Annotated in this window: 23 protein-coding genes; 12 read left to right on the plus strand and 11 right to left on the minus strand. The window is 69.8% G+C overall.

What is annotated here, in order from left to right; all coding sequences use genetic code 11:
- The first annotated feature begins 203 nt into the window (after positions 1-203).
- Positions 204-683 carry a hypothetical protein gene (locus tag CI785_RS02075; RefSeq protein ID WP_105030445.1) on the plus strand — a complete coding sequence of 160 codons (480 nt, stop codon included), beginning with the start codon at positions 204-206 and terminating at the stop codon, positions 681-683.
- A 151-nt stretch (positions 684-834) separates the two neighbouring features.
- On the opposite strand, the gene CI785_RS02080 is transcribed toward CI785_RS02075, so the two are convergent.
- Positions 835-2,397 carry an alpha/beta hydrolase domain-containing protein gene (locus CI785_RS02080; protein WP_105030446.1) on the minus strand — a complete coding sequence of 521 codons (1,563 nt, stop codon included), beginning with the start codon at positions 2,395-2,397 and terminating at the stop codon, positions 835-837.
- Positions 2,398-2,602: 205 nt separating this feature from the next.
- On the opposite strand from CI785_RS02080, the gene CI785_RS02085 reads away from it, so the two are divergent.
- The 4 genes from CI785_RS02085 to CI785_RS02100 all read left to right on the plus strand — a co-directional run bounded on the left by CI785_RS02085 (position 2,603) and on the right by CI785_RS02100 (position 6,788).
- Complete coding sequence (locus CI785_RS02085) at positions 2,603-4,612, plus strand: M3 family metallopeptidase (RefSeq protein ID WP_105030447.1); 2,010 nt, start codon at positions 2,603-2,605, stop codon at positions 4,610-4,612.
- Between the two features lie 25 nt (positions 4,613-4,637).
- Positions 4,638-5,354, plus strand: a complete 717-nt coding sequence (locus CI785_RS02090; protein ID WP_157940126.1) for a GNAT family N-acetyltransferase — start codon at positions 4,638-4,640, stop codon at positions 5,352-5,354.
- Positions 5,355-5,381: 27 nt separating this feature from the next.
- The gene (locus CI785_RS02095; protein ID WP_105030449.1) at positions 5,382-5,882 is read left to right on the plus strand and encodes a DinB family protein; all 501 of its coding nucleotides are present in this window, start codon (positions 5,382-5,384) and stop codon (positions 5,880-5,882) included.
- A 96-nt stretch (positions 5,883-5,978) separates the two neighbouring features.
- Complete coding sequence (locus tag CI785_RS02100; protein WP_157940127.1) at positions 5,979-6,788, plus strand: MerR family transcriptional regulator; 810 nt, start codon at positions 5,979-5,981, stop codon at positions 6,786-6,788.
- Between the two features lie 112 nt (positions 6,789-6,900).
- Here the strand turns inward: CI785_RS02100 and pdxS are convergent, their stop codons facing one another.
- Both pdxS and CI785_RS02110 read right to left on the minus strand, forming a co-directional pair.
- The gene (pdxS, locus tag CI785_RS02105; RefSeq protein WP_105030451.1) at positions 6,901-7,815 is read right to left on the minus strand and encodes a pyridoxal 5'-phosphate synthase lyase subunit PdxS; all 915 of its coding nucleotides are present in this window, start codon (positions 7,813-7,815) and stop codon (positions 6,901-6,903) included.
- Between the two features lie 160 nt (positions 7,816-7,975).
- Positions 7,976-8,209: a hypothetical protein gene (locus tag CI785_RS02110; protein ID WP_105030452.1), complete on the minus strand. Its 234-nt coding sequence runs from the start codon at positions 8,207-8,209 to the stop codon at positions 7,976-7,978.
- A 367-nt stretch (positions 8,210-8,576) separates the two neighbouring features.
- Here CI785_RS02110 and CI785_RS02115 point away from each other — a divergent pair, with 367 nt between their 5' ends.
- The gene (locus CI785_RS02115; RefSeq protein ID WP_105030453.1) at positions 8,577-9,404 is read left to right on the plus strand and encodes a sigma-70 family RNA polymerase sigma factor; all 828 of its coding nucleotides are present in this window, start codon (positions 8,577-8,579) and stop codon (positions 9,402-9,404) included.
- A gap of 130 nt (positions 9,405-9,534) precedes the next feature.
- Here CI785_RS02115 and pgsA read toward each other — a convergent pair whose 3' ends face one another.
- From pgsA to thrS, 3 genes are read right to left on the minus strand one after another with little or no spacing between them, the layout of a single operon-like run.
- The gene (pgsA, locus tag CI785_RS02120) at positions 9,535-10,218 is read right to left on the minus strand and encodes a phosphatidylinositol phosphate synthase (RefSeq protein WP_105030454.1); all 684 of its coding nucleotides are present in this window, start codon (positions 10,216-10,218) and stop codon (positions 9,535-9,537) included.
- Positions 10,218-10,835, minus strand: a complete 618-nt coding sequence (locus CI785_RS02125) for an HIT family protein (RefSeq protein WP_420808204.1) — start codon at positions 10,833-10,835, stop codon at positions 10,218-10,220. Before CI785_RS02125 ends, pgsA begins: the two co-directional genes overlap by 1 nt.
- A complete protein-coding gene (thrS, locus tag CI785_RS02130) occupies positions 10,835-12,847 on the minus strand; it encodes a threonine--tRNA ligase (RefSeq protein ID WP_105030455.1) in 2,013 nt (670 codons plus the stop codon). The genes CI785_RS02125 and thrS overlap by 1 nt, the downstream gene beginning before the upstream one ends.
- A 291-nt stretch (positions 12,848-13,138) precedes the next feature.
- Here thrS and CI785_RS02135 point away from each other — a divergent pair, with 291 nt between their 5' ends.
- The 3 genes from CI785_RS02135 to CI785_RS02145 all read left to right on the plus strand — a co-directional run bounded on the left by CI785_RS02135 (position 13,139) and on the right by CI785_RS02145 (position 15,235).
- Positions 13,139-13,396, plus strand: a complete 258-nt coding sequence (locus tag CI785_RS02135) for a mycoredoxin (RefSeq protein ID WP_105030456.1) — start codon at positions 13,139-13,141, stop codon at positions 13,394-13,396.
- Between the two features lie 124 nt (positions 13,397-13,520).
- The gene (locus CI785_RS02140) at positions 13,521-14,606 is read left to right on the plus strand and encodes an S-(hydroxymethyl)mycothiol dehydrogenase (protein ID WP_105030581.1); all 1,086 of its coding nucleotides are present in this window, start codon (positions 13,521-13,523) and stop codon (positions 14,604-14,606) included.
- Entirely contained in the window at positions 14,606-15,235 is a 630-nt protein-coding gene (locus CI785_RS02145; protein WP_105030457.1) for an MBL fold metallo-hydrolase, read from the plus strand. Before CI785_RS02140 ends, CI785_RS02145 begins: the two co-directional genes overlap by 1 nt.
- 108 nt (positions 15,236-15,343) lie before the next feature.
- Here the strand turns inward: CI785_RS02145 and CI785_RS02150 are convergent, their stop codons facing one another.
- The 4 genes from CI785_RS02150 to CI785_RS02165 all read right to left on the minus strand — a co-directional run bounded on the left by CI785_RS02150 (position 15,344) and on the right by CI785_RS02165 (position 18,552).
- On the minus strand, positions 15,344-16,084 hold the full coding sequence (locus tag CI785_RS02150) for a lipoate--protein ligase family protein (protein ID WP_240614953.1): 741 nt from the start codon (positions 16,082-16,084) through the stop codon (positions 15,344-15,346).
- Positions 16,085-16,246: 162 nt separating this feature from the next.
- Positions 16,247-17,278 (minus strand): aldo/keto reductase, encoded by a 1,032-nt coding sequence (locus CI785_RS02155; protein WP_105030458.1) that lies wholly within the window; start codon positions 17,276-17,278, stop codon positions 16,247-16,249.
- A 110-nt stretch (positions 17,279-17,388) separates the two neighbouring features.
- Positions 17,389-17,673 carry a DUF427 domain-containing protein gene (locus tag CI785_RS02160; protein ID WP_105030459.1) on the minus strand — a complete coding sequence of 95 codons (285 nt, stop codon included), beginning with the start codon at positions 17,671-17,673 and terminating at the stop codon, positions 17,389-17,391.
- A gap of 102 nt (positions 17,674-17,775) precedes the next feature.
- Positions 17,776-18,552, minus strand: a complete 777-nt coding sequence (locus CI785_RS02165; protein WP_105030460.1) for a thioesterase family protein — start codon at positions 18,550-18,552, stop codon at positions 17,776-17,778.
- A 403-nt stretch (positions 18,553-18,955) separates the two neighbouring features.
- On the opposite strand from CI785_RS02165, the gene CI785_RS02170 reads away from it, so the two are divergent.
- Positions 18,956-20,449, plus strand: a complete 1,494-nt coding sequence (locus CI785_RS02170; RefSeq protein ID WP_105030583.1) for an MDR family MFS transporter — start codon at positions 18,956-18,958, stop codon at positions 20,447-20,449.
- A gap of 42 nt (positions 20,450-20,491) precedes the next feature.
- Here the strand turns inward: CI785_RS02170 and CI785_RS02175 are convergent, their stop codons facing one another.
- Complete coding sequence (locus CI785_RS02175; protein WP_105030461.1) at positions 20,492-21,349, minus strand: Rieske (2Fe-2S) protein; 858 nt, start codon at positions 21,347-21,349, stop codon at positions 20,492-20,494.
- 263 nt (positions 21,350-21,612) lie between these two features.
- On the opposite strand from CI785_RS02175, the gene CI785_RS02180 reads away from it, so the two are divergent.
- On the plus strand, positions 21,613-22,470 hold the full coding sequence (locus CI785_RS02180) for a pentapeptide repeat-containing protein (protein WP_105030462.1): 858 nt from the start codon (positions 21,613-21,615) through the stop codon (positions 22,468-22,470).
- A gap of 190 nt (positions 22,471-22,660) precedes the next feature.
- The gene (locus CI785_RS02185) at positions 22,661-23,548 is read left to right on the plus strand and encodes an SGNH/GDSL hydrolase family protein (RefSeq protein WP_240614955.1); all 888 of its coding nucleotides are present in this window, start codon (positions 22,661-22,663) and stop codon (positions 23,546-23,548) included.
- Positions 23,549-23,575: the final 27 nt, after the last annotated feature.

A 23,575-nucleotide genomic window follows, 5' to 3' on the forward strand; every position in this document is an offset into this window, starting at 1 on the left:
ATTGACATCAAAAGTCAAGGATCATAGACATCGTGGAGTCATCGACGGGACCAGGCAGCTCATGTCGGGGCTGGAAGAACCCAGGATGTCTCCTGAGTGCGACGTGGGAGCCTCGTTGCGGTCACGCATCGGAGGTTCCCCTGCCGCTCCCGCCCTGCCTACGGTCGAAGGACGGAAAACCACGACCAGCAGGAGGAACCGCGATGACCGGATACGCAGGAACCAGGCACGACGCCCGGACGCCCAAGGGATATCGAGTCGCCCGGAAGGGTGCGCTTCTCCTCCTGGGACTGGGCATGATCACCGGATGTGCGACCAGTGAGGAGGACTGGAATTCGACCGCGGTAGGAGACGACAAGAGCGTGGGCGATGTGGACCTGCGCAGTGTCCTGCTGGTCACGCATGAGGAGAATGAACCGGCCCGCCTCCTGGGTACGCTCGAGAACAACGGGGACGAGGCAGTGGATGTGAGCATCAGTGATGCCGACGAGACCACGACCCTCACGATCCCGGCGGAGGGAAGCATCCCGCTGGACACCGTCGCAACCCTGCTGCGCACAGCAGGGGACGCACCCGGCGCCCGCACGACGCTCACCGCTACGACCGAAGCCGGCCAGGTGGAGCTTCTCGTCCCCGTCGTCGATGGGACCCTCGATCCGTACAAGCCCTACCTGCCCGACTGAAGCGGCACCGTTGCCATCATGCGGGTGCAAGCTCGGACGGCGGGGCAGGGATCGGCCGTGCAGGGAAGCCCGAGCAGCAGAATGCCCGCACTTCCCTGCACGCCGGGTCATCGGCCAGGGCGACGGCGGAGTCCGACGGCCGACACCCTTGTCAGGGGATATCGCTCCTCAGCGCGTCCTTCCGCAGTTCGCGGGAGTCGTAGTCGGTGAGGAAGCCCTGGCGCTCCAGCGTCCGCGCGCTCTCCCGGACCGCTTGGACATAGGCCCCGTGGTTGCGATAGAGGCCGTTGATCACGTCCTGAGGCAGCGGCCGCTCGTATCCGGCGATGAAGCAGAACGACGCCCCGGTCGCCGCGCCGTACCAGGTGCTCGTCGGCACATCGAGGAACGGCGAGCGCAGGCCCCCCTGCACATTGCCGAACTCGTCCAGCACGGGAACGCCGTCGCGCACGAGGATCGGCTCCGCGCGCGGCGGTGCGACACCCTCGCGGACCCAGAGGTCCATATTGCGGAGCGCCGCGTTGAAGAAGATGGAGCTCGGGAACCTGCTGCGTGGACCCTCGTTGCACGATGCCGGCGGGACGCTGCGCCCGGCCGCGATGATGTCGGCGGAGGACGCCGAGAACGTCAGTTCGTCGGGCGTCGCGTGCCCGGCCCCGGCCATCTCGTAGTGGCGGTACTGGTCGCCGGGGGCGTCGCTGTCGGCCCGGCGGGAGCCGATGCCGAGCAGGTAGTCGGACTGCGACATGATCCGCATGATCGGTACGCCCACGTCCGTGAACTGGCGTCGCACGTCCGTGGCCGGGGGCGCAGGCTCGCACTGGTTCATGGGGTACGCCCCGGCGAACCCACCGCCGGCGACGGCGACGATGTACGCGTCGTAGATCGGTGCGCCGTCGGACTCGACCACGAGCGGATGCACGCCGTTGATGTAGTTGACCAGGTAACCGCCCGTCTGGGAGTAGCCGAACCCGTACGCGTATTCCACCTGCGTGCTCCGGGATCCGTAACGCAGCGGGTTCGCCGCGTCGTCGCTCTTCAGCCACGCCCCGACCTGGGAGTAGATGTCCCAGATGAGCCCGTTCTCGGTGGACCTCGAGGAGTCGGTCGCCACCGTGGCGCAGTTGGCCGGATCGCTCAGCGGGAGCGGATTGGCGAAGGAGAGGGACGCATAGCGCTCGGGGTCGAAGTTCTTGAGCGCCTCGACGGCGATGGGCTTGGCGGTGATGCCCACCCAGGCGTCACCGTTGGCCACGATCTGCTCCTGGGCGACGGCCCAGCCGATGTTGAGGTCGAACAGGTTGCTCGGGTTCAGCATCTCCACCACCACGTTGCCGCTGAAGTCCCTGCCCTTGGCCGGCTTCCGGACGAGGACGCGGGTCGTGTAGGGCGCATCGGGGGTGCGGATCTGCGCGGGTCCGGTGGTGGGCCAGGTGTAGACATTGGAGGCACCGCTGACCAGGTACTCCTCCTCCACGTAGCCGAGACTCCCGAGATCCTGCGGGACCTCCTGGTGGTTGGCCGCTCCGAACGGATAGGACTCGGCCGTCGTCGCGAGGGGACCCTGGACGGCGGGGATGGGGGTCGCGCGCTCGTCCGCGGCACCCGGCGTCGTGCGGGGCGGAGACGCCGTGGCCGGGACGGCCGAGAGGCCGACTCCGGTGAGGGCGAGGGACAGGGACAGCAGGATCGATAATCGGGAACGCGTTGACATGGGTGCTCCTTCTCGGGACCGGGCAGCGCTGCCCGGCATGCTCCGCGGCACACCGGCGTCGGTGCCGGGTACCCCTGCCACGCGTCGATGCCCCTGTCGGGCCCCCGGATCATCAGGTAGCGAAGCATTCCGACAGTAGGGAGCCCGTGCCCGCAGGGTCAAGGGTGATGCGGAGAAGTGCAACAACGTGCAAAAGTTGGTTCCCATGAGCAACCCTTTTCTCGAACACAGCACCCTCGACTACCAGCTGCCGCCGTTCGCCGCCATCCGGGACGAGCACTACCTGCCCGCCTTCGACGCCGGTTTCGCCGAGCACCTCGCCGAGATCGGGAGGATCACGGGCTCCGATGAGGCGCCTACCTTCGAGAACACGGTCGTCGCCCTCGAACGTGCGGGCAGCACGCTGGACCGCGTGGCACGCGTCTTCTTCAGCAACTCGGTCAGCCACGCCACCGCAGCCATCCAGGAGCTCGAGCAGCAGGTCGCTCCGCGCCTCGCCGAGCACGAGGACAACATCAGGCTCGACCGGGCCCTGTTCGAACGGATCCGCCAGGTACCCGTCGACGGGCTCGACGACGAGTCCGCGCGGCTCATCGAGGAACACCTCCGCAGCTTCGTCCGGGCCGGCGCCGAGCTCGACGACGACGCGCAGGCCACGCTCCGCCGCCTCAACGCGGAGCTCTCCGCGCTCAGCACCGAGTTCTCCCAGAAACTCATGAAGGACACGAACGAGTCCGCGCTCCTGCTCCAGACCGCCGAGGAACTCGACGGGCTCTCCGCCGATGCGATCTCGGCCGCAGCGACAGCGGCCACGGACGCCGGCCACGAGGGCAAGTACCTCCTGACGCTCATCCTCCCCACCGCGCAGCCCGCCCTGGAGTCGCTCACGAACCGGGACGTCCGCCGTCGCCTGCACGAGGCATCGGTGAGCCGCGGTGCACGCGGCAACGACGCCGACACGCTCTCGATCACCACCCGCATGGTGACCCTCCGTGCCGAGCGCGCTGCGCTGCTCGGCTTCGACTCGCATGCCGCCGCCGCGACCGACAGCCAGACAGCGCCCTCACTCGAGGCGATCCTGGACCGGATGCGGGAGCTCGCCGCTCCGGCCGTCCGCAACGCCCGCAGGGAGGCGGAGGAGCTAGAGGCCGAGGCGGGGCACGCCATCGAGCCCTGGGACTGGGCCTTCTACGCGTCGAAGGTCCGGAAGGCGAAGTTCGACGTCGACCTGGACGCCCTGCGCCCCTACTTCGAGCTCGAACGCGTCCTCCACGACGGCGTCTTCTACGCCGCCAACCGCCTCTACGGCCTGACCTTCACGGAACGTCCGGACCTCGTGGGCTACCACCCCGACGTCCGCGTGTGGGAGGTCTTCAACGAGGACGGCTCCGGACTCGGCCTGTTCCTCGGCGACTTCTACACCCGCGACACGAAGAGCGGCGGCGCGTGGATGAACTCCTTCGTGGACCAGTCCTCGCTCGAGGGCACGCACGCCGTCGTCATCAACAACCTGAACATCTCCAGGCCGGGAGCAGGTGAACCGACGCTGCTGTCCTACGACCAGGTGGTCACCACCTTCCACGAGTTCGGCCACGCCCTGCACGGACTCTTCTCGGACGTCACCTATCCGCTGTTCGCCGGCACGTCCGTGCCGCGCGACTTCGTCGAGTACCCGTCGCAGGTCAACGAGATGTGGATCCTCTGGCCCGAGATCGTCGCCAACTACGCCCGCCACCACGAGACCGGCGAGGCGCTCCCCCAGGACGTCATCGACCGCATCCATGCGGCAGGCGCGTGGGGCGAGGGCTTCGAGACGACGGCATACCTCGGCGCCACGCTGCTCGATCTCGCCTGGCACTCCATCCCCTCCGGCACCGTGATCGAGGACCCGCTGGCCTTCGAGGCCGCGGCGCTCGCCGACGCAGGGGTCGATTTCGCCCCCGTCCCGCCGCGGTACCGCACCTCCTACTTCAAGCACATCTTCGCGGGCGGCTACGCGGCCTCCTACTACGCCTACATCTGGAGCGAGATGCTGGACGCCGATACCGTCGAGTGGTTCAAGTCCTCGGGCGGACTCACGCGCGAGAACGGCGACCACTTCCGGCGAGAGCTGCTCTCCCGGGGTAACAGCATCGACCCGCTGGAGGCCTTCCGCCGATTCCGTGGACGCGACGCCGACCTCCATCCGCTGCTGGTACGCCGCGGCCTGGCGTGACGGGGATCCCTGGCGGGGTCGACGCATGGTGACGATCGCCCAGTGCCAGCGCCTCCAGGCCTCCTGGTTCGCCGCACTCGCCTCGGCCACCGGCGGGAAGACCTTCTCCACGCATGGCTGCACCTGGGTGTGGCTGCCCGCGCGTCGGGAGCTGATGATGATGTTCCCCGAGAGCGTCACGGCCTACGCGGTGCGGCCGGCACTGGCCGAGGGCAGCCGGCTCGGTGCCACATCCGCCCGGGTCTGGCTCAACGGCGCAGTGGACCCCGCCGAGCTCGGAGCGCTCGGATTCGCGCCGGGCTGGCAGCCGTGGTGGATGGCGGCTCCGGTGTCCGCCGTCGTGCGGTCGGGCGACGACGACGCCGTCCTCACCACCGAGGTGCCCGACTACTCGGGCCCCCTGGCGGAGGAGTTGCGGGTGGTCCGGACGCAGCCGCGGCAGGCATGGCACGCGGTGACACGGGACACCGACGGCGGCAACATCTCGGGTGCTGCGTACTCCTTCCGGCCGTCCGGCGTCGCAGGCCTTACCGGACTCGGCGGCATCCACCACCTCGAGGTCCTGCCCGCCTACCAGCGCCGGGGCCTGGCGACGGCCCTGCTGAGCACCACGGCACGGGCGGCGGGCGCGGCCGGGGCGGTGGATCTCGCGGTGAACGCCACACCCGAGGGCTACCGGTTCCTCTCACGGCGCGGGTTCACCCTGCTCGGCCGCGGCCGGACCTACGCCCTCGATCTCTGAGGGCGGACGCGTCGCTACTGTGGTGGCATGACGACCGACCCACGCACATCCCCTCCTCCGGCCGCCGACGAGGAGGGCACGCTCACCGGCTTCCTCGACCACCTGCGGGCAACGGTCGTCCTCAAGGCCAGGGGGCTGAGCGACATCGACGGCGCCCGCCACCTGGTTCCCTCCCCCACCTCGGTCTCCGGGATCGTCCGCCACCTCGCCCGGGTGGAACGCACCTGGTTCCACGATGACATCGACGGCGACGTGGACGGACCGTGGGCGCGGTCCCGACGGGACCGGGCGTGGGAGTTCGGAGTCACCGCCGAGGACGGCCTGGAGGACCTCCTGCGCGACTACGAGGCCGCTTGTGCTCAGTCGCGGGAGGTGCTGTCAAGGCATGGACTCGACGACCAGTGCCGCGGGACGTCCAAAGAGCACAACGTCCGCTGGGTCGTCGTCCACATGATCGAGGAGACAGCGCGGCACTGCGGCCACCTCGACATCCTCCGGGAACTGCTCGACGGCACGACGGGCCAGTGACCCGGCGTCTCTTGACCCTGCCCCCGGGGCCGGGTTGACGCTCGGGGTGTGGCTGGACAGCCACGACGACATCACAGGGAGGTACCGGTGCCGCTCATGAGCAGTGGGGCCTTCAGCCGCCGGACGCGACTGAGCAGCAAGGCGCTGCGCCTGTACGCCGAGAGCGGCCTGCTCCCACCCGCACGGGTCGATCCGCGCAACGGCTACAGGTACTACGGAGACCACCAGGTAGCCGACGCGCGCCTGATCATCCTGCTACGCGGGCTCGACATGCCGCTGGGCACGATCGCCGCCGTCCTGGCGCAGGACCCGAGCCGGCGCGCCGACCTGCTCGCCGCGTACTGGACCAGCGTCGAGGCGACCCGACTCGCGCAGCGGCATCTGGCCGCGTACGTGATGTCGCAATTCATCGAGGGGAAGGAGAAGCAGATGGATGTGAGGACGAGGGAATGCGATTCCATGACCTACGTGACGGAGAGGAGGCGGGTGCGGCCGGACGAGATCCCGGACTTCATCCGCCTGTCGTGCAACCGGCTCGCACCGGTGGCCGAGGGACTCGGTGGCTGGGCAGGACCGCTGACGACCATCTACCGGAGCCCCGTCAACGACGACACGGACGGTGTCGTGGAGAACGCGATCCCGGTACGCGGCGGGGTGCTGCCGACCGACGTCTCCGGCGAGACGAACGTGCTCGTCGAGCCGGCCGGAGAACTGGCCTACGTCCGTATCACGCAGGCCGAAGTGGTGTATCCGCAGATCCTCACGGCCTATGACGAGGTGTACGCATGGCTGTCCCGCGAGGGCCTCACGCCCTCGCTCCCCCCGCGTGAGATCTATTTCGCCCCGTTCGACGACGCCCACCCCGAGGCCGAGGTGTGCGACGTCGCTGTCCCCTTCCGCAGGTAGCGCGGGAGGGCCCCGATGCGGAGAGGACCGCAGCCGATACGGCTACGGTCCTCGCCGCTCCCGATGGGAGATCCTGCTCCGGTACTACCCGCCGAGCTCGTGCCGGGCTCTGCTACCAGCCGCGCTCTGCCAGGCGGTGGGGCTGGGGGATCTCCTCGACGTTGATACCGACCATGGCCTCGCCCAGACCGCGCGACACCTTGGCGATCGTGTCCGGGTCGTCGTGGAACGTGGTCGCCTGGACGATCGCGTTCGCACGCTCCGCGGGGTTGCCGGACTTGAAGATGCCCGAGCCCACGAACACGCCGTCCGCGCCGAGCTGCATCATCATGGCGGCGTCCGCCGGAGTGGCGATGCCGCCCGCGGTGAAGAGGACCACGGGCAGGCGGCCCGCGGAGGCCACCTCCTTGACGAGCTCGTACGGCGCCTGGAGTTCCTTGGCGGCCACGTAGAGTTCGTCCTCGGCCATCGAGGACAGCCGGTTGATCTCCGAGCGGATCTTGCGCATGTGCATCGTGGCGTTCGACACGTCGCCGGTGCCCGCTTCACCCTTCGAGCGGATCATCGCGGCGCCCTCGTTGATGCGGCGCAGGGCCTCTCCGAGGTTGGTGGCGCCGCAGACGAAGGGGATGGTGAACTTCCACTTGTCGATGTGGTTGGTGAAGTCCGCGGGCGTGAGCACCTCGGACTCGTCGATGTAGTCGACGCCGAGGGACTGCAGGACCTGCGCCTCCACGAAGTGGCCGATGCGCGCCTTCGCCATGACCGGGATGGACACGGCCTCGATGATGCTGTCGATCATGTCGGGGTCGCTCATGCGCGAGACGCCGCCCTGGGCGCGGATGTCGGCAGGAACCCGTTCGAGCGCCATCACGGCTACCGCACCGGCGTCCTCGGCGATGCGTGCCTGCTCGGCGGTGACGACATCCATGATGACGCCGCCCTTGAGCATCTCGGCCATCCCGCGCTTGACCCGGTTGCCGCCGGTCTGAGCTGTGGTTGCCGAACGGTCTTCAACGGTGGACACGATTTGCCCCTAAAGGTAGATAAAAGCTGACCCTTCATGATACGGCCCTGGGCATCACTCCCCCGATCGCCGGCCGGGTACCGTCACCGGCCGTCACGCTTCGCGGTCGCTCACCCCCGATCCGACCGTGCGCAGCGCCCCTGCGACGGCGACTGGGCTCTCACCGGCGCGTGGTCACGTCCCGGGGCGGGACCACGTCCCGTCGGTCGAGCTCGTCCAGCACCCTGTCCAGGCCCCCCGACCAGGGTGAAGGCCGCACCCGTCCCACAGATCCGGCAGGTCCGGCACGTCCGGCCGGCATGCAGGGCGGCACCGCAGCACGCTGCAGCAGACTCAGGTCCCACTCGGAGACGATGTGCAGATCGGCGGGCAGCCATTCATTCCCGTGTGTCATCAGTGTCCTTCCCGCAGTCGTCGTTCGCTGCTGGTTAGACGGACCGGGCCGGTCCGGTTCATCGGTCCGCCGTGCGGGACGGGGTTCGGGCTGCAGGCGAGCGCCGTCGGCCCCGGAACCGTCCGGGCCGACCTCCTCCCATGGCTCGGTCCCGGACGGGAGATCATCGTCCCGCGGCTTCCCTCACCCCGGACCCGTGACGTCCACCCGTAAGCTCCTCAACCTCAGCCTTTGAGCAGGATTGACTCAGCGCCGTCAACCGGCCGATGGCCGCTGATAGCTTCACGAATGACATCAGCCTCTCGTGCGGACCTACTCGGGGTCTGCGCGAGGGCGTATTGGCATCAAGCAGCTGGGGAGCTTGCTCATGCACTCACGCAACCGCGAAGAACTCATCGTCGACAACCTGCCACTCGTCGGGTATCTCGTCTCGAGCCTCTGCGCCCGCGCCACGCATCTCTCACGGGACGATCTCGCATCGGTGGGAGCCATCGCCCTCATCACCTCGGCGGACTCGTTCGATCCCACGCTCGGGGTGCCCTTCGGCGCCTACGCGCGCCGTCGGATCACGGGAGCGTTCGCCGACGAGATGCGGTCCAACGACTGGGCCCCGCGGTCCGTCCGACGGCGGATCGGCGACACCGTCGCGGCGCAGGACGCCCTGGCGGCCTCGCTAGGCCGGACGCCGACCGTCGAGGAGCTGGCCATGACCCTCGGCGTGAGCCGGCAGGAGGTCCACGCGGCGCTCGACGACGCCGCGCGCTCCGTGCAGACCCTCGACGAGACCGTGCTCGACATCGTTCCCGCGCTCGATCAGCTTCCCGAAGCATCCCTGCTCGCCGGCGAGCAGGTACGACACCTGCGCGCTGCTGTGACGCACCTGCCGGAGCGGATGCGCCACATCATCGAGCAGGTCTTCTTCGAGGGCAGGTCCGTCACCGAGGTCGCCGCAGAACTCGGCACCACCCACTCCGCGGTTTCGCAGCAGAAGTCCGAGGCACTGCGCCTGCTGCACGACGGACTCGCGACCCACTACTCCGATGCCTCCGCAACCCCGTCGGCGCCCGTTTCCCGGATCTCACCCAAGCGACGGGCCGAGTACCTCTCGGCCCTCGGCACCGCACTGTCTCCCCTGCGTGATGGTGCGACAGCGCTCGCAGGCGCCCGCTCCCCGGCTTTCGCCTCCGCCTCCTGACCTGAGCCCTCGAGGGCCGGTGTGGCCTGCCGGCATCCCCTCCGGCGTGAGCGCCTTCCGCACCGGACGCGGCAACCCGGATGTCGGCACGCCCGATCGGCGGAAGACCTTCCCGGCGGCTCTTCGGCAGCTATTCGGCGGATGCGTCGGTGGACGCGCCGCGCGCCCCCGGCCCCGACGCTCCCAGGGGGTTCGACGACGTCGGCCCGGTGTCCAGCGACTGACGCCGGACGGCCCTCACCCTCTGGAACACCGTGACCAGGCTCGCTGCGGCGAGGATGACAAGGACCGCCAGCAGGACACCCTCGGGCAGGCCCAGGCCCGTCAGTCCCGTGACCACGAGGACGGAGACGAGACGCTCGGCCCGCTCGGCGAGGCCGACGTTCGCCGTGAAGCCCAGCGATTCGGCCTTGGCACGCACGTAGGAAACGATCATTCCGAGCACGAGGCAGGCCAGGGCGGCGATCGCGATGGCCGGATTCCGTCCGCCGGTGAAGAACCAGATCGCGACGCCGGCGAAGAGCGCACCGTCGGCGAAGCGGTCCAGCGTCGAGTCCAGGAAGTTGCCCCAGGGGCCGCTGTGACCCCTCGTGCGCGCCATGATGCCGTCGAGCACGTCGGAGAACACGAAGAGCGTGATGAAGACCGTGCCCCAGAACAGCTGGCCGAGCGGGTAGAAGACGAGCGCGCCGCCGGCCACGCCGACGGTGCCCACGATCGTGACGGCGTCGGGTGTCACGCCCCATCGCAGCAGCAAGCGGGCCAGTGGCGTGAACAGTCTGGTGAAGAAGCCCCGTGCGTACCTGTTGAGCATCAGGCCACCGATTCCGGGACGTCCCCGGCCGAGGGCCAGGCCGCCGCTACCTGCTCACGGACCTCACCGAGCGTCTGCGTGATGGCTTTGGTCTGGGCGATGATCGGCAGGAAGTTGCCGTCCCCGCCCCAGCGGGGCACCACGTGCTGGTGGAGGTGGGCGGCGATGCCGGCACCGCCCGTGACGCCCTGGTTCATGCCGAGGTTGAAGCCCGACGGATTGGACACGCGCCGCAGCACGCGCATCGCGGTCTGGGTGAGGGCCGCGACCTCGGCCGTCTCCGCCTCGTCGATATCCGTGTAGTCGGGGACGTGCCGGTAGGGGCAGACGAGGAGGTGACCGGCGTTGTACGGGAACAGGTTGAGCAGCACGAAGGCGTACGTGCCGCGGTGGACGATCAGGGACTCCTCGTCGCTCAGCTGCGGCGCGTGGCAGAACGGGCAGGACGCCTCGGACGTCACCTGCTCCTGCCCTCCCTTGATGTACGCGAGGCGGTGGGGGGTCCACAGGCGCTGGAAGGCGTCGGGCACGCCCGCGAGCTCGAATCCGTCCGTCACCGTCGCGTCTCCCGGATATGCCGCCGTCGTGCCCTCCTCCAGGCTCCCCCCGCCTTCCATCAGAGTGTGGCCTCCCTGGTCCGGACCGCCTCCACGATCCGGCGGACGGCCTCGTCCACGGGGACCTGGTTGTCCTGACTGCCGTCACGGAAGCGGAAGGAGACGGCACCGGCCTCCTGGTCCTCGCCACCGGCGATGAGGACGAACGGGACCTTCTCCTTGCTCGCCGTCCGGATCTTCTTGGGGAAGCGGTCGGACCCGGCGTCGACCTGCGCGCGGATGCCCTCGGCCTTCAGCCTGTCGACGACGTCGAACATGTAGTCGTTGAACGCCTCCGCGACGGGGATCGCGAGCACCTGCACCGGCGCGAGCCAGGCCGGGAACGCCCCGGCGTAGTGCTCGGTCAGCACGCCCATGAAACGCTCGATCGACCCGAAGAGCGCACGGTGGATCATCACAGGACGCTGGCGCGACCCGTCGGCCGCCTGGTATTCGAGCTCGAAACGCTCGGGCAGGTTGAAGTCCAGCTGGATGGTGGACATCTGCCAGGTGCGCCCGATGGCGTCACGGGCCTGCACGGAGATCTTCGGTCCGTAGAACGCGGCTCCCCCGGGATCCGGGACGAGCTCCAGGCCGGAGGCCTCGGCGACCTCGGCGAGGGTGCGCGTGGCCTCCTCCCAGATGTCGTCCGAGCCGACGGACTTCTCCGGGTTGCGGGTGGAGAGTTCCAGGTAGAAGTCCTCGAGGCCGTAGTCCTTGAGGAGCCCGAGGACGAAGTTCAGCGTCCCCGTGAGCTCGTCCTTCATCTGCTCGCGGGTGCAGTAGATGTGGGCGTCGTCCTGGGTCATCCCCCGGACGCGCGTGAGGCCATGGACCACACCGGACTTCTCGTACCGGTACACGGACCCGAATTCGAACAGGCGCAGCGGCAGCTCGCGGTAGGAGCGCCCGCGGGACCGGAAGATCAGGTTGTGCATGGGGCAGTTCATGGGCTTGAGGTAGTAGTCCTGCCCGGGCTTGCGCACCGAGCCGTCCTCGTTGAGCTCCTCGTCGACGTGCATCGCCGGGAACATGCCGTCGCGGTACCAGTCGAGGTGGCCGGAGACCTCGTAGAGGTGCCCCTTGGTGATGTGCGGCGTGTAGACGAACTCGTAGCCGGCGTCGGTGTGGCGCTGCCGGGAGTAGTCCTCCATCGCCTTGCGGATGATCCCGCCCTTGGGATGGAACACCGGCAGGCCGGAGCCCAGCTCGTCGGGGAACGAGAACAGGTCCAGCTCCGTGCCGAGGCGGCGGTGGTCACGGCGCTCGGCCTCGGCCAGGCGCTCCTGGTACGCCTTCAGGGCGTCCTTGGTGGGCCAGGCGGTGCCATAGATGCGCTGCAGCTGCTTGTTCTTCTCGCTGCCGCGCCAGTAGGCCGCCGCTGAGCGCGTCAGCGCGTAGGCGTTGGAGATGAGCTTGGTGTTCGGCAGGTGCGGACCACGGCAGAGGTCCTTCCACACGACGTCGCCTGACTTCCGGTCCACGTTGTCGTAGATGGTCAGCTCGCCGGCGCCGACCTCCACGGACGCACCGTCGTCGTCCGTCGCCCCGCCCTTGAGGCCGATCAGCTCGAGCTTGTACGGCTCGTCCTGCATCGCCTCGCGCGCCTCGTCCTCGGAGACGACGCGGCGTACGAAGCGCTGGTTGGCGTTGACGATCTTCAGCATCATCTTCTCGAGCTGCTTGAGCTCGTCCGGCGTGAAGGGCTCCTCGACGTCGAAGTCGAAGTAGAAACCGTCGGTGATGTACGGGCCGATACCGAGCTTCGCGCCCGGGCGCAGCTGCTGCACGGCCTGCGCCATGACGTGCGCGGCGGAATGGCGCAGCACCTCGAGACCTGCAGGATCCTCCAGCGTGACGCCCTCCACGGACGCGCCGTCGGGCAGTTGCTGGTCGAGGTCCTTCAACTCGCCGTCCACGCGCATGACGACGACGTCGCGCCGCTCGCCGAACAGCTCCGTGCCGGTGGTGCCCGTGCTCGCCTGCTTCTCTTCGCCGTCGACGATGAGTTTGATGGGCTGCGGCGCTGACACGGGGAGTCTCCTTGATGCTGGGAAATAGATGCCCGAACGGGCGCGGCGGGCGCCGGTGAGGGCCGGGACCGCCGTGCTGATCGTATCGGGTGGTCGAAGAGCCGACCAACAAGCACGCCGCTGAGGACGCCGTCGGTATGACGCCGGACGGGCAGCGCGGGCGTGGCGTGACGGGATGCAGCGCGAGGAATGGCGCGACGCCGATCCGCGTTGACGAGGATGCGGGCGCATCGAGCGCCCCGCCTACCGACACAGGGCGCAGCAGACCCGCGCCCGGACCGAAGGAGCACCGTGGAGTACACGCCAGAAGCCGGATCCATCACCATGTTCTCCACCTCGTGGTGCGGATACTGCCGTCGCCTGAAGTCCCAGCTCGACGCCCAGGGCATCGGCTACAACGAGGTGAACATCGAGGAGGTCGAGGGGACGGCCGAACTCGTGGCCTCCCTCAACGGCGGCAACCAGACGGTGCCCACCGTGATCTTCCCGGACGGCACCACGGCGACCAACCCCTCCCTCGCGGACGTGAGGACCAGGCTCGCCGCCTAGCACCCACCCGCCCAGCACCCACCCCGCGCGAACACCTTCCCCGCACCCGGCGCGTCCCCCATATGCTGGAAGCGGTGTGCCCCTGAGCTGGGGCCACCGCTCCCAGCGGAAGGACAGCGAGAACATGGTGCACAGAGTTCAGGGCGTCGTGGTGCGGGCGAAGGATGCCCCCGCCGCCATCGAGACCATCCTGGTGCCGGATCCGGGACCCGGGGAGGCGCTGGTCGACATCCTCACCTGCGGCGTCTGCCACACCGACCTGCACTACAAGCAGGGCGGCATCAATGACGAGTTCCCGTTCCTCCTCGGTCACGAGGCCACCGGCGTGGTCAGCGCGGTGGGCGATGACGTCACCACCGTCGCACCGGGTGACCGCGTGATCCTCAACTGGCGGGCCGTCTGCGGCGAGTGCCGCGCGTGCCGCCGCGGCGAGCCCCAGTACTGCTTCGACACTCACAACGCCACCCAGAAGATGACGCTCGAGGACGGCACCGTCCTGTCCCCCGCGCTCGGCATCGGTGCCTTCGCCGAGAAGACCCTCGTGGCTGCCGGGCAGTGCACGAAGGTGGATCCCGCAGCGGACGCAGCGGCCGTAGGCCTGCTCGGCTGCGGCGTCATGGCCGGTATCGGTGCAGCCATCAACACGGGCAACGTCTCCCGGGGCGACTCGGTGGCCGTGATCGGGTGCGGCGGTGTCGGGATCGCCGCCGTCGCCGGTGCGAAGCTCGCCGGAGCCACCACGATCATCGCGGTCGACATCGACGACCGGAAGCTCGAGCTCGCGAAGGGCCTCGGCGCCACCCATGTCCTCAACTCGAAGGAGGAGGACCCGGTGGAGGCCGTTCGCGCCCTGACCGGCGGCAACGGCGCCGACGTGGTGATCGACGCCGTCGGCCGCCCCGAGACCTACAAGCAGGCCTTCTACGCACGCGACCTCGCCGGGACCGTGGTGCTCGTCGGTGTCCCCACGCCGGACATGACCATCGAGCTGCCGCTGCTCGACGTCTTCGGGCGCGGCGGCTCGCTGAAGTCCTCCTGGTACGGCGACTGCCTGCCCAGCCGCGACTTCCCCATGCTCGTGAGCCACTACCTGCAGGGCAACCTCGACCTCGACGCCTTCGTCACCGAGCGGATCCGGCTCGACCAGGTCGAGGAGGCCTTCGAGAAGATGCACGGCGGAGCCGTCCTCCGCTCGGTGGTGGAGCTCTGATGGTGGCGCGCGTGGAGCACCTCGTCACCTCCGGCACCTTCTCCCTCGACGGCGGCACCTGGGACGTGGACAACAACGTGTGGATCGTGGGCGACGACGACGAGTGCGTGGTCATCGACGCCCCGCACGACGCCGGCGCCATCCTCGAGCAGATCAACGGACGCACCGTCCGCGCGATCCTCCTGACGCACGCGCACGACGACCACATCCGGGCCGTCGGAGACCTCTTCGACGCCGTCCACGCGCCGATCCACCTGCACGACGGCGACCGCGAACTCTGGGACATGGTCTTCCCCGCGCTGAGCCCGGACCAGTCGATCAGCGACGGCGACACGATCGACGTCGCCGGCGTGACGATCACGGCCCTGCACACCCCAGGCCATTCCCCCGGCTCGGTCTGCTACTACCTCGAGGAGGCCGGCACGGTCTTCACCGGCGACACGCTCTTTCAGGGCGGCCCGGGAGCGACGGGGCGCTCCTACAGCGACTTCCCGACGATCATCGAGTCCATCCGCACGCGTCTGCTGACCCTGCCTCCGGAGACCATCGCCCGCACCGGCCATGGCGACAGCACCACGATCGGAGACGAGGCTCCGCACCTCGAGGAATGGATCCAGCGCGGGCACTGACGCCGGCAGGCGGAGGAGGTAGCAGGGCCGGGCGCTTCGGGGCCGCGCGCAGGTGTGCGGCCCTGAAGCACCCGGCGGACGCGCAGCCCGGCGACGCCGTCGACGTCCTCACACCGGACGCGGCGCATCCTGCACGTCGAGGTGGACGACGTCGGCGTAGGCGGCCAGCAGCGCGGTCTCGACGTCGTCGACCGTGACCCCGGGTGCCAGGTCCTGGGCCGCTCCGGCCGTGGCGGGCCGCCACACGAGGCCCAGGGCCGCGTAGACGTCGGTGAGCACGGCTCGCAGGGGCTCCGCGTCCTCCACGACGATCACGGACGAGAACAGCCACGCCCCGGCGACGACGCGCTGGGCGGTCCCGACGAGCTTGACTTCCGGCACACCGGCGCGCCGGCCGTGCACCGTGAACTCGCCGGGGCAGTACTCCCCCGCCACCTCGCCCACGTGCGCATCCAGACCCACGTCGGTGAGCACCCGCGCGAAGAAGTCGCCGAACGCGCCGAAGCGGGCACGCGTGCCCACGACGGCGTCGGCGGCCGGTTCGACATGGTCGACGATCAGGCACCCCCGGTGATACGCGGCGGCGCGGCCACCGGCCCGGCGGACGAGGGGCGCGAATCCGTGCGCGGACGAGGCGTCGGCGGCGTCGGGGAAGCCGGGCAGCCGGGCATCCCGCTGCCCGAAGGCGACGGTGGGGCTCGGCCGATAGAGGCGCACCGTAGCGGGACGGGTGCCGGCACCGACCTCGCGTAGGAACTCGATGCCCCGGTCGAGATCGTGGGCCGCGTCATCCGTCGCAGGGTCGACGACAAGTGCCAGCCCGGCTGCGCCCGTCCACGGAGTGCTCATCCCTCCATCGTAGGCAGTGGTGAGAACCCAAGGCGCCGCGGCGCGGCCCGGTACGGCGGACGGAGGACAGCGCCCGAGGGCGGGGACCACGCGCCTGCTCGTGGCGTGGACGGGCAGCACGGCGTCCTGCGTGCCGTGCGCGATGAACACCGCCGGCTGCCGCTAGCGTCCGCCGTCGATCCGTCGGCTGCGTTGCTCGATGCCGGGCGTGCCGTAGGGGTAGTCGCCGAAGGTAGGGGTGCTGACCTCGTCGAGACGGCCGAGCTCCTCCGGTGTCAGCTCCAGTCCCGCCGATGCGAGGTTGTCGGCGAGCTGGTCCTGTGTCCGCGCGCCGAGGATCACGGACGTGACGGCGGGTTGCGCCGCGACCCAGGCCAGGGCCACATGTGAGGCGCTCGCTCCGCGCTCGTCGGCGATGCCTGTCACGGTGTCGATGATCCGCCAGGTCCGCTCCTGCGCATTGCGCTTCTCCCAGGCCTCCATGCCGCGCTTCGGGTTCTCGCCGAGGCGCGTGGCGCCGGTCGGTTCGGTGTCCCGGGTGTACTTGCCGGTCAGCCAGCCGCCGCCCAGCGGGGACCACGGGAGCATGCCCATGCCGGCGTCGAGCACCGCCGGGACGATCTCCGCCTCGATCTCCCGCACGAGCAGGGAGTACTGCGGCTGCAGCGTCACCGGCAGCGAGTAGCCGCGCTGGCGGGCGATCTGGTACGCCTTCGTGAGCTGCCAGCCCGTGTAGTTGGAGAACCCGTAGTAGCCGATCTTGCCCTGGACCACGGCTTCGTCCAGGAAGCCGAGCGTCTCCTCGAGCGGCGTCAGCGGATCCCACGCGTGCACCTGGTACAGGTCCACGTGGTCGACGCCGAGCCGCGTCAGCGATGCCTCGAGCGCCCGCCGGAGGTGGCGGCGGGACAGACCCAGATCGTTGACGTCGTCGCCCATCGGGAACCGGCCCTTGGTCGCCAGGACCATCCGGTCCCGCTCCGCCGGGTTCTTCGCCAGCCACCGGCCGATGATCTGCTCGGAGGTGCCGGCGGTGTACACGTCCGCGGTGTCGATCAGATTGCCGCCGGCCGCTGCATAGTCGGAGAGGATGGCGTGCGACGCCGCCTCGTCGGACTCCGCGCCGAACGTCATGGTGCCGAGGGCGAGGTGTGACACCGAGGTGCCGCTGTTGCCGAGTTTCCGGTAGTCCATCGGGTACTCCTTCGTTCGGGCGCCGTGCGACGCCGTCGTCGGTGGATGGTGCTCGTGCCGGCGGCACGGAGAGGGGCGCCGTCGAAGGACGGCGCCCCTCGACGCAGCGATCAGTCGCTGACCGTGACGCCCTTCCAGAAAGCGTAGTGATCGCGGATGTTCTCCGCCGCTTCCTTCGGTTCGGGGTAGGTCCAGGCTGCATCGGCATTCCGATGGCCGTCGACCTCGAGACTGTAGTAGCTCGCCGTGCCCTTCCAATGGCAGACGGTGCGGGTCTCCGACGGGACGAAGTACTCCTGGGAGATCGACCCCGCCGGGAAGTAATGGTTCCCCTCGACCATCACGGTGTCGGTCGACTCCGCGATGACCCTGTCCATCCAGATCGCTTTCGGCATGCTTCCTCCTCCTCGGACCCCACGGACGTCCGGGCGCGGTGCGCCCCATCCTGGGGATAGCTGTCGCACGGCGCAACGACCGAGCGGCCCGGAGCATTCCGGTCAGAGCTTCCGGACCGTGAGGATCTGCTCGAGGCGGCCGAAAGGTCCGTCGACGTCGTGCACCACGCTGGAGGTGAGGCCCACACCGTGCTCACCGAAGGTGACGCGGGTGTCCAGGCCCAGCCACTCGCCCCGCGGGATGCGGTGCAGGTGGATCTGGAGGTCCACGTTGGGGAACATCCAGCTGTCACCCCCGGGCGCCACACGGGAGGCTATGCCGTTGGCGGCGTCCATCATGCCCACCAGCCGCACGACGTCGGGGGCCGTTGCGCTCTCCACCATCGCGTAGGGGTTGCGCAGCCACACCCGGCCCCGCCCCGGACGGTGTCCCGGGACGACGCGCACCTCGAGCGACCGGATGAAGCCGCCGGGCCACGCCGTCATGCCGTCGTAGGGCCCTGCCTCCTCCGGTCCGGGGATCCGCGGGTCCTCGACGGCGGCGACGGCGCCGGTGTCCTGCGTGCTCAGACGCCACGCTCTCGCCACGATGGCCGTGCGGCCCTCGGCCTCCATACGGGCCTCCAGCAGCTCGATGGTGCGCCCCGGCCGGACGACCGCGGTGGTCACCTCGAACTTGCCACCCGGGATCATGCCGAGGATGTCGAAGCTGAGGCGGCTCAGCTGCATGCCCTCGCGCGGCTCGCACTCCAGCAGGCACTGCGTGAGCAGGCCGGAGATGGGGGCCATGTGCTGTTCCTCGGGGTTCCACGCACCCTGCGCGTGGACCGTCGACTCGAAGGTCCCGCCGCCGAGGTCGCGGTAGAAAGAATCGGACACGGGAAAACTCCTTCGTCGGGGAAAGCCGGGGTCCTGCTCGTACGGATGGGCCGCTCGGACCGGCGTCCGGGCGGCGCACCCGCCCCATGCTAGTGGAGGAGCCCGGCGGCGGCGCTCCGCGGGACCCGACCGCCACGCTGCGGCTGTGACGGCTGATCCCGCGGCGGGAGGTCGGCGCGGGATGTCAGGGTGGAATAGAGTTCCGGCACCCGGGGTTCAGTTGATTGACCGGACCCGCGTTCCAGGGGCCCGGTCGTATCGACCACACAACCCCGGCCTGCGAGGAACTCCTTCATGCGCGGCCGGAGCAGATCGAACCGAGCGGATCATCATGACCCAGAGTCCCCCGTCCCGCGTCTCCGACGCGACACCGAACCCGGGTGCCGGTGTGCCTCCGGGCGCCATGGCCGGCCCCTCGCCGGAGGCTGCGCTCAGCCCGGCCGACGACGCAGTCCGCTCCCCGGCCACGCAGGACACCCTTCCGGCCCGCGACAAGCTGGTCATCACGCTGCTGCTCATCTCGGCGTTCGTGGTCATCCTCAACGAGACGATCATGGGCGTGGCCATCCCGCGCCTCGTCGAGGATCTGGGCATCACCGTGGGCGCGGGCCAGTGGCTGAGCACCGCGTTCATGCTCACCATGGCCGTCGTCATCCCCGTGACCGGGTTCCTGCTCCAGCGCTTCAACACGCGCCCGGTCTTCATGGCCGCCATGAGCCTGTTCAGCCTCGGCACGCTCATCGCGGCGCTGGCACCGGGCTTCGAGGTGCTGGTGGTCGGACGGGTGGTCCAGGCCAGCGGCACCGCGATCATGATGCCCCTGCTCATGACCACGGTGATGACGCTCGTACCGCCCGCCTCCCGCGGCAAGATCATGGGCAACATCTCGATCGTCATCTCCGTGGCACCTGCTCTCGGCCCCAGCATCTCCGGTGCCATCCTCAGCGTGCTCGACTGGCGCTGGATGTTCTGGCTCGTCCTGCCGATCTCGCTCGCAGCTCTCGGTTTCGGGACGGCCAAGATGCAGAACGTGACGACGCCGCGGAGATCCGCGATCGACGTCCTGTCCGTCGTCCTTTCCGCCGTCGCCTTCGGCGGGATCATCTACGGCCTCAGCCAGCTGGGTGAGGCCTCGACCGGCAGCCCGGTGCCGGCATGGGCGCCCTTGGTCGTCGGCCTCGTGGGCCTGGGCGCCTTCGTGGCCCGGCAGCTCCAGCTGCAGCGGAGGGACGCCGCCCTCCTGGACCTCCGGGTCTTCACCTCGCGGAACTTCACCATCTCCATCGTGGCGATCGCGGTGAGCATGATGGCGCTCTTCGGGACGATCATCCTCATCCCCATCTACGTGCAGACCGTCCTCGGCATGGACCCGCTGGTCTCCGGACTGCTGCTCCTGCCGGGAGGACTCGCCATGGGCCTGCTCGGCCCCGTGGTCGGCCGGATCTACGACCGGCGCGGGCCGCGCGTACTCCTCGTCCCCGGTGCGTTCCTGGTCGCCGCCGTCTTCTGGTCGATGACGCAGGTCACGGAAACCACCCCGGTCTGGCTGGTCCTCGTGGCGCACGTGCTGCTGAGTGTGGGCCTCGCGCTCATGTTCACGCCGCTCCTGACATCGGCCCTCGGGTCCGTCAAGCCCCGCCTGTACTCGCACGGGAGCGCCGTGTTCGGCACCGCGCAGCAGCTGGCCGGCGCCGCCGGCACCGCCCTGTTCATCTCGGTGATGACGCTGCGGAGCACGGCCCTCGCCTCCGAGGGCATCGGCGAGGCGGCTGCGCTGGCCGGCGGGATCCGGTCCGCGTTCCTCTACGGCGCGCTGATCTTCCTGCTCGCCGTCATCGCCTCGTTCTTCGTCCGCGCTCCGAAGGAGACCGGGGACTCCCCCGCTCCCCTGCACTAGGAGGAATCGGCCGGGGCGGTGACCGGCGCGGGGCGGGAAGCGTCAGGAGGAAGGCTGGCGCAGCTCGATGTAGCCGTCGCTGGTCACCCTGGTCTCGTAGACGGGCTGGGGCACGGCCGCGGGTCCGCGGTAGTTCTTGCCGTCGTCGAGCCTGAACATGCTCTGGTGCCACGGGCACGTGATGCAGCCGTCCTGGATGGTGCCGTCCTCCAGCGGCCCGCCGAGGTGGTTGCAGACGCTGTCCATCGCGGTCAGCTTCCCCTCGTGCCGCAGCAGCAGGATGGGCACGCCGTTCGTGCGCACGGTGTGCCTGCCGCCTTCGACGACGTCGGCCTCACTCGCCACGCGCGTCCACTCCGTGGGCGCCTCGTGCCATGCCGTCCGATTGACGTTGACGCCGTTGGCGTAGCTCAGGTGACCGCCGAGGTACGCGCTGAACAGCATGGAGCCGAGGCCGCCCAGCCCGAGCAGGACGCCGAGGGCACGCCTGTCCTTGGCCCGGGCGACGGCGGAGGCGGTGTACAGGCTGAGGGCGAGGGAGTTGCCGGCGGCGTGGACGATCCCGACGCGGCGCTCCTTCTCCTGCGTGTCCGACCAGTCGTGCAGGCCCGTGATGGCGGTCGGCACGGCTGAGAGGATCCCGACGGTCACGAGCAGATCGGCGGCTTTCTGCGTGTCCTTGCCCCCGGTGAGGTCGAGGAACGAGGCCATGCTCCAGGCGCCCGAGGGAATGACGATCATCATGGGGTGGAGGTGGTGGCCGATGGCCGTGCCGCTGAGGATGTTCCGGATGGTCCGGGGCTGGACGGCCTTGCCGACCACGGCGGCGACAGGATCGGCGATCCTGTCCAGGGCCTTGGCGTTCTCGAGTCCGTCCAGCATCACCTTGAGGATGTTCATCCGTTGCTCCTTCTGATCCGGGACGGCGGCTCGCCGGTCCAGCGGGTTGGCGCGGTGCCGCCCGAACCTACCGTTCCAGCAGGCAGCGGAGGGGACAACCCCGCGACGCCCGGGGAGGTTCCGCTTGGCGAGAACCAGAAACGGTGCGAGAATCCCGAAGGACCGGCGGACCGTGTCCCGCTGCGCCGATCGGGACGCCGGCAGGCCGCGTGCATACCCTGCTTCCGCCACCCTCCTTCAGCCCCCCACCGAGAGGACCCGCCGTGCCCGCCGTCCCGCTGCGCCTGTCCGGCCATCCGGAGGTCGCCCTGACGGCCGACTGCGGGAACTGCTTCGCCCTGTGCTGCTCGGCGCTGGGCTTCGAACGGTCCTCGGACTTCGGGCACCACAAGCCGGCCGGGACGGCGTGCCACAACCTCGCCGCCGACTTCTCCTGCACCATCCACGCGCGGCTCCGCGGCGAGGGGTACAGGGGCTGCACCGTGTTCGACTGCTTCGGCGCCGGCCAGCACGTGGCGCAGGACCTGTTCGGCGGGAAGAGCTGGACGGCGCACCCGGAGGTACGCGCACCGATGTTCGCGGTGTTCCCGATCGTCCGGCAGCTTCATGAGGTGCTGTGGTACCTCGACGAGGCCCAGCGCCTCGCGGCCCGGTCGACCGCCGTGCCCCGGGCGGTAGCCGCCGCCGTCGACGCGCTGGTCGAGGAGACCATCGGCCTGACACGCCTGCAGGCGGAGGATCTTCCCGCCGTCGACCTCGCCGAGCTCCGCCGACGGGTCGGTGACGCCCTCGGGGACGTCAGCACCGGTGTCCGGGCGGATGCAGGGGCGCAGCGCGTCGCCCGGCGCCCGATGGGCGCGGACCTCCTCGGCGCGGACCTGGCAGGGCGATCACTGCAGGGAACGAACCTCAGGGGCGCCTACCTCATCGCAGCGGACCTCACGGGTGCCGATCTCCGCTGGGTGGACCTGCTGGGAGCGGACCTCCGCGACGCCAGGCTGCACGGCGCCGACCTCTCGCGCGCCCTGTTTCTCACGCCCATGCAGGTCGCTGCTGCCGCGGGTGACCGGAGGACGCGCCTTCCCGAGCGGATCGAGCGCCCGTCGCACTGGGCGGACTGAGCGCGATCCGGCGCTTCCGTCGGAGTGTCGCGGCGGCGCGCACGCGCGCGTCCACCCGCCACTTGTAGCCTGAGGGAACGACGCCGGGCAGGGGTACCGAAGGCGGGAACGGATGGGGATGCACCACGGCACGGCAGATCGGTCCTCCACGTCTCCGACGTACCTCCGGAAGAATCTCCTGGGAGTCCTGGTGGCCCTCACCTCCGTCGGGGTGACCGTCGGGATCCTCGCCGGCGTGGTCCCGCCCGACACTTCAGGCAGCGACACGGCCGGGGCGGCCCGCACGTCCGACGAGCCGTCGAGCACCGCGTCCGAGGAAACGCCGACTGCCCCGCCCCCGGAACGCCCCGCGCCCACGAGGACCGAGCCGCCTGCGGACCCGCCTCAGCCCGCCGTCGGCAGCATCGCCCGGAACCCCGCCACGGGCAGGCAGGAGGTCGTGGTGCCCGACATCCGGGATACCGCAGTCCTCATCGGTGATTCGCAGTCCGCCGGGCCGGACACCTGGCCGCAGGCCGCGCTACGCACCCTCGGCTATTCCGTGAGCTTCGCCGGCGCGGGCGGCACCGGCTTCGTCGCGGCGAACAGGGTGGGCAATGCCAACTACTACGATTCCCTGATGCGCGGCGACTGGGTGCTGCCCCACGGCAGGCCCGGCCTCGTCGTCATCGAGGGTGGAGGCAACGACGCCGCACTGGGTGCCTCGGACGCGCAGATCCTCGCCGGTGCCGATGCCCTCGTGGCGGCACTGAGGAGTACATACCCGTCGTCGCGCCTGGTCATGATCGGCACCCTCAGTCGGGGGGCCGGTGACGGCGGGGGCCGCCGTGCACAGGTCGACGCCGTCCTCGGCGGCTTCGCCGCCCAGCGGGGCATCCCTTTCGTATCAGCCGGCGACTGGCTGACGCGCCACAGGCTGGCGGGCTTCCTCGCCGACGGCGTCCACCTCACCCCTCAGGGCCATCTGCTGGCGGCGCAGGTACTCGAACAGCACCTCACCGCACTGCAGCTCACCGCCGAGGAAACCTCCCCGGAACCCGTGCGGCGTCGGCCCCACGACCATCGGCCGACGGAGTAGCAGCGGACCCTGCGAGCCGTTTCCGCC

The sequence above is a fragment of the Arthrobacter ruber genome (assembly GCF_002954225.1).
GTDB classification, from domain to species: Bacteria; Actinomycetota; Actinomycetes; order Actinomycetales; family Micrococcaceae; genus Arthrobacter_D; species Arthrobacter_D ruber.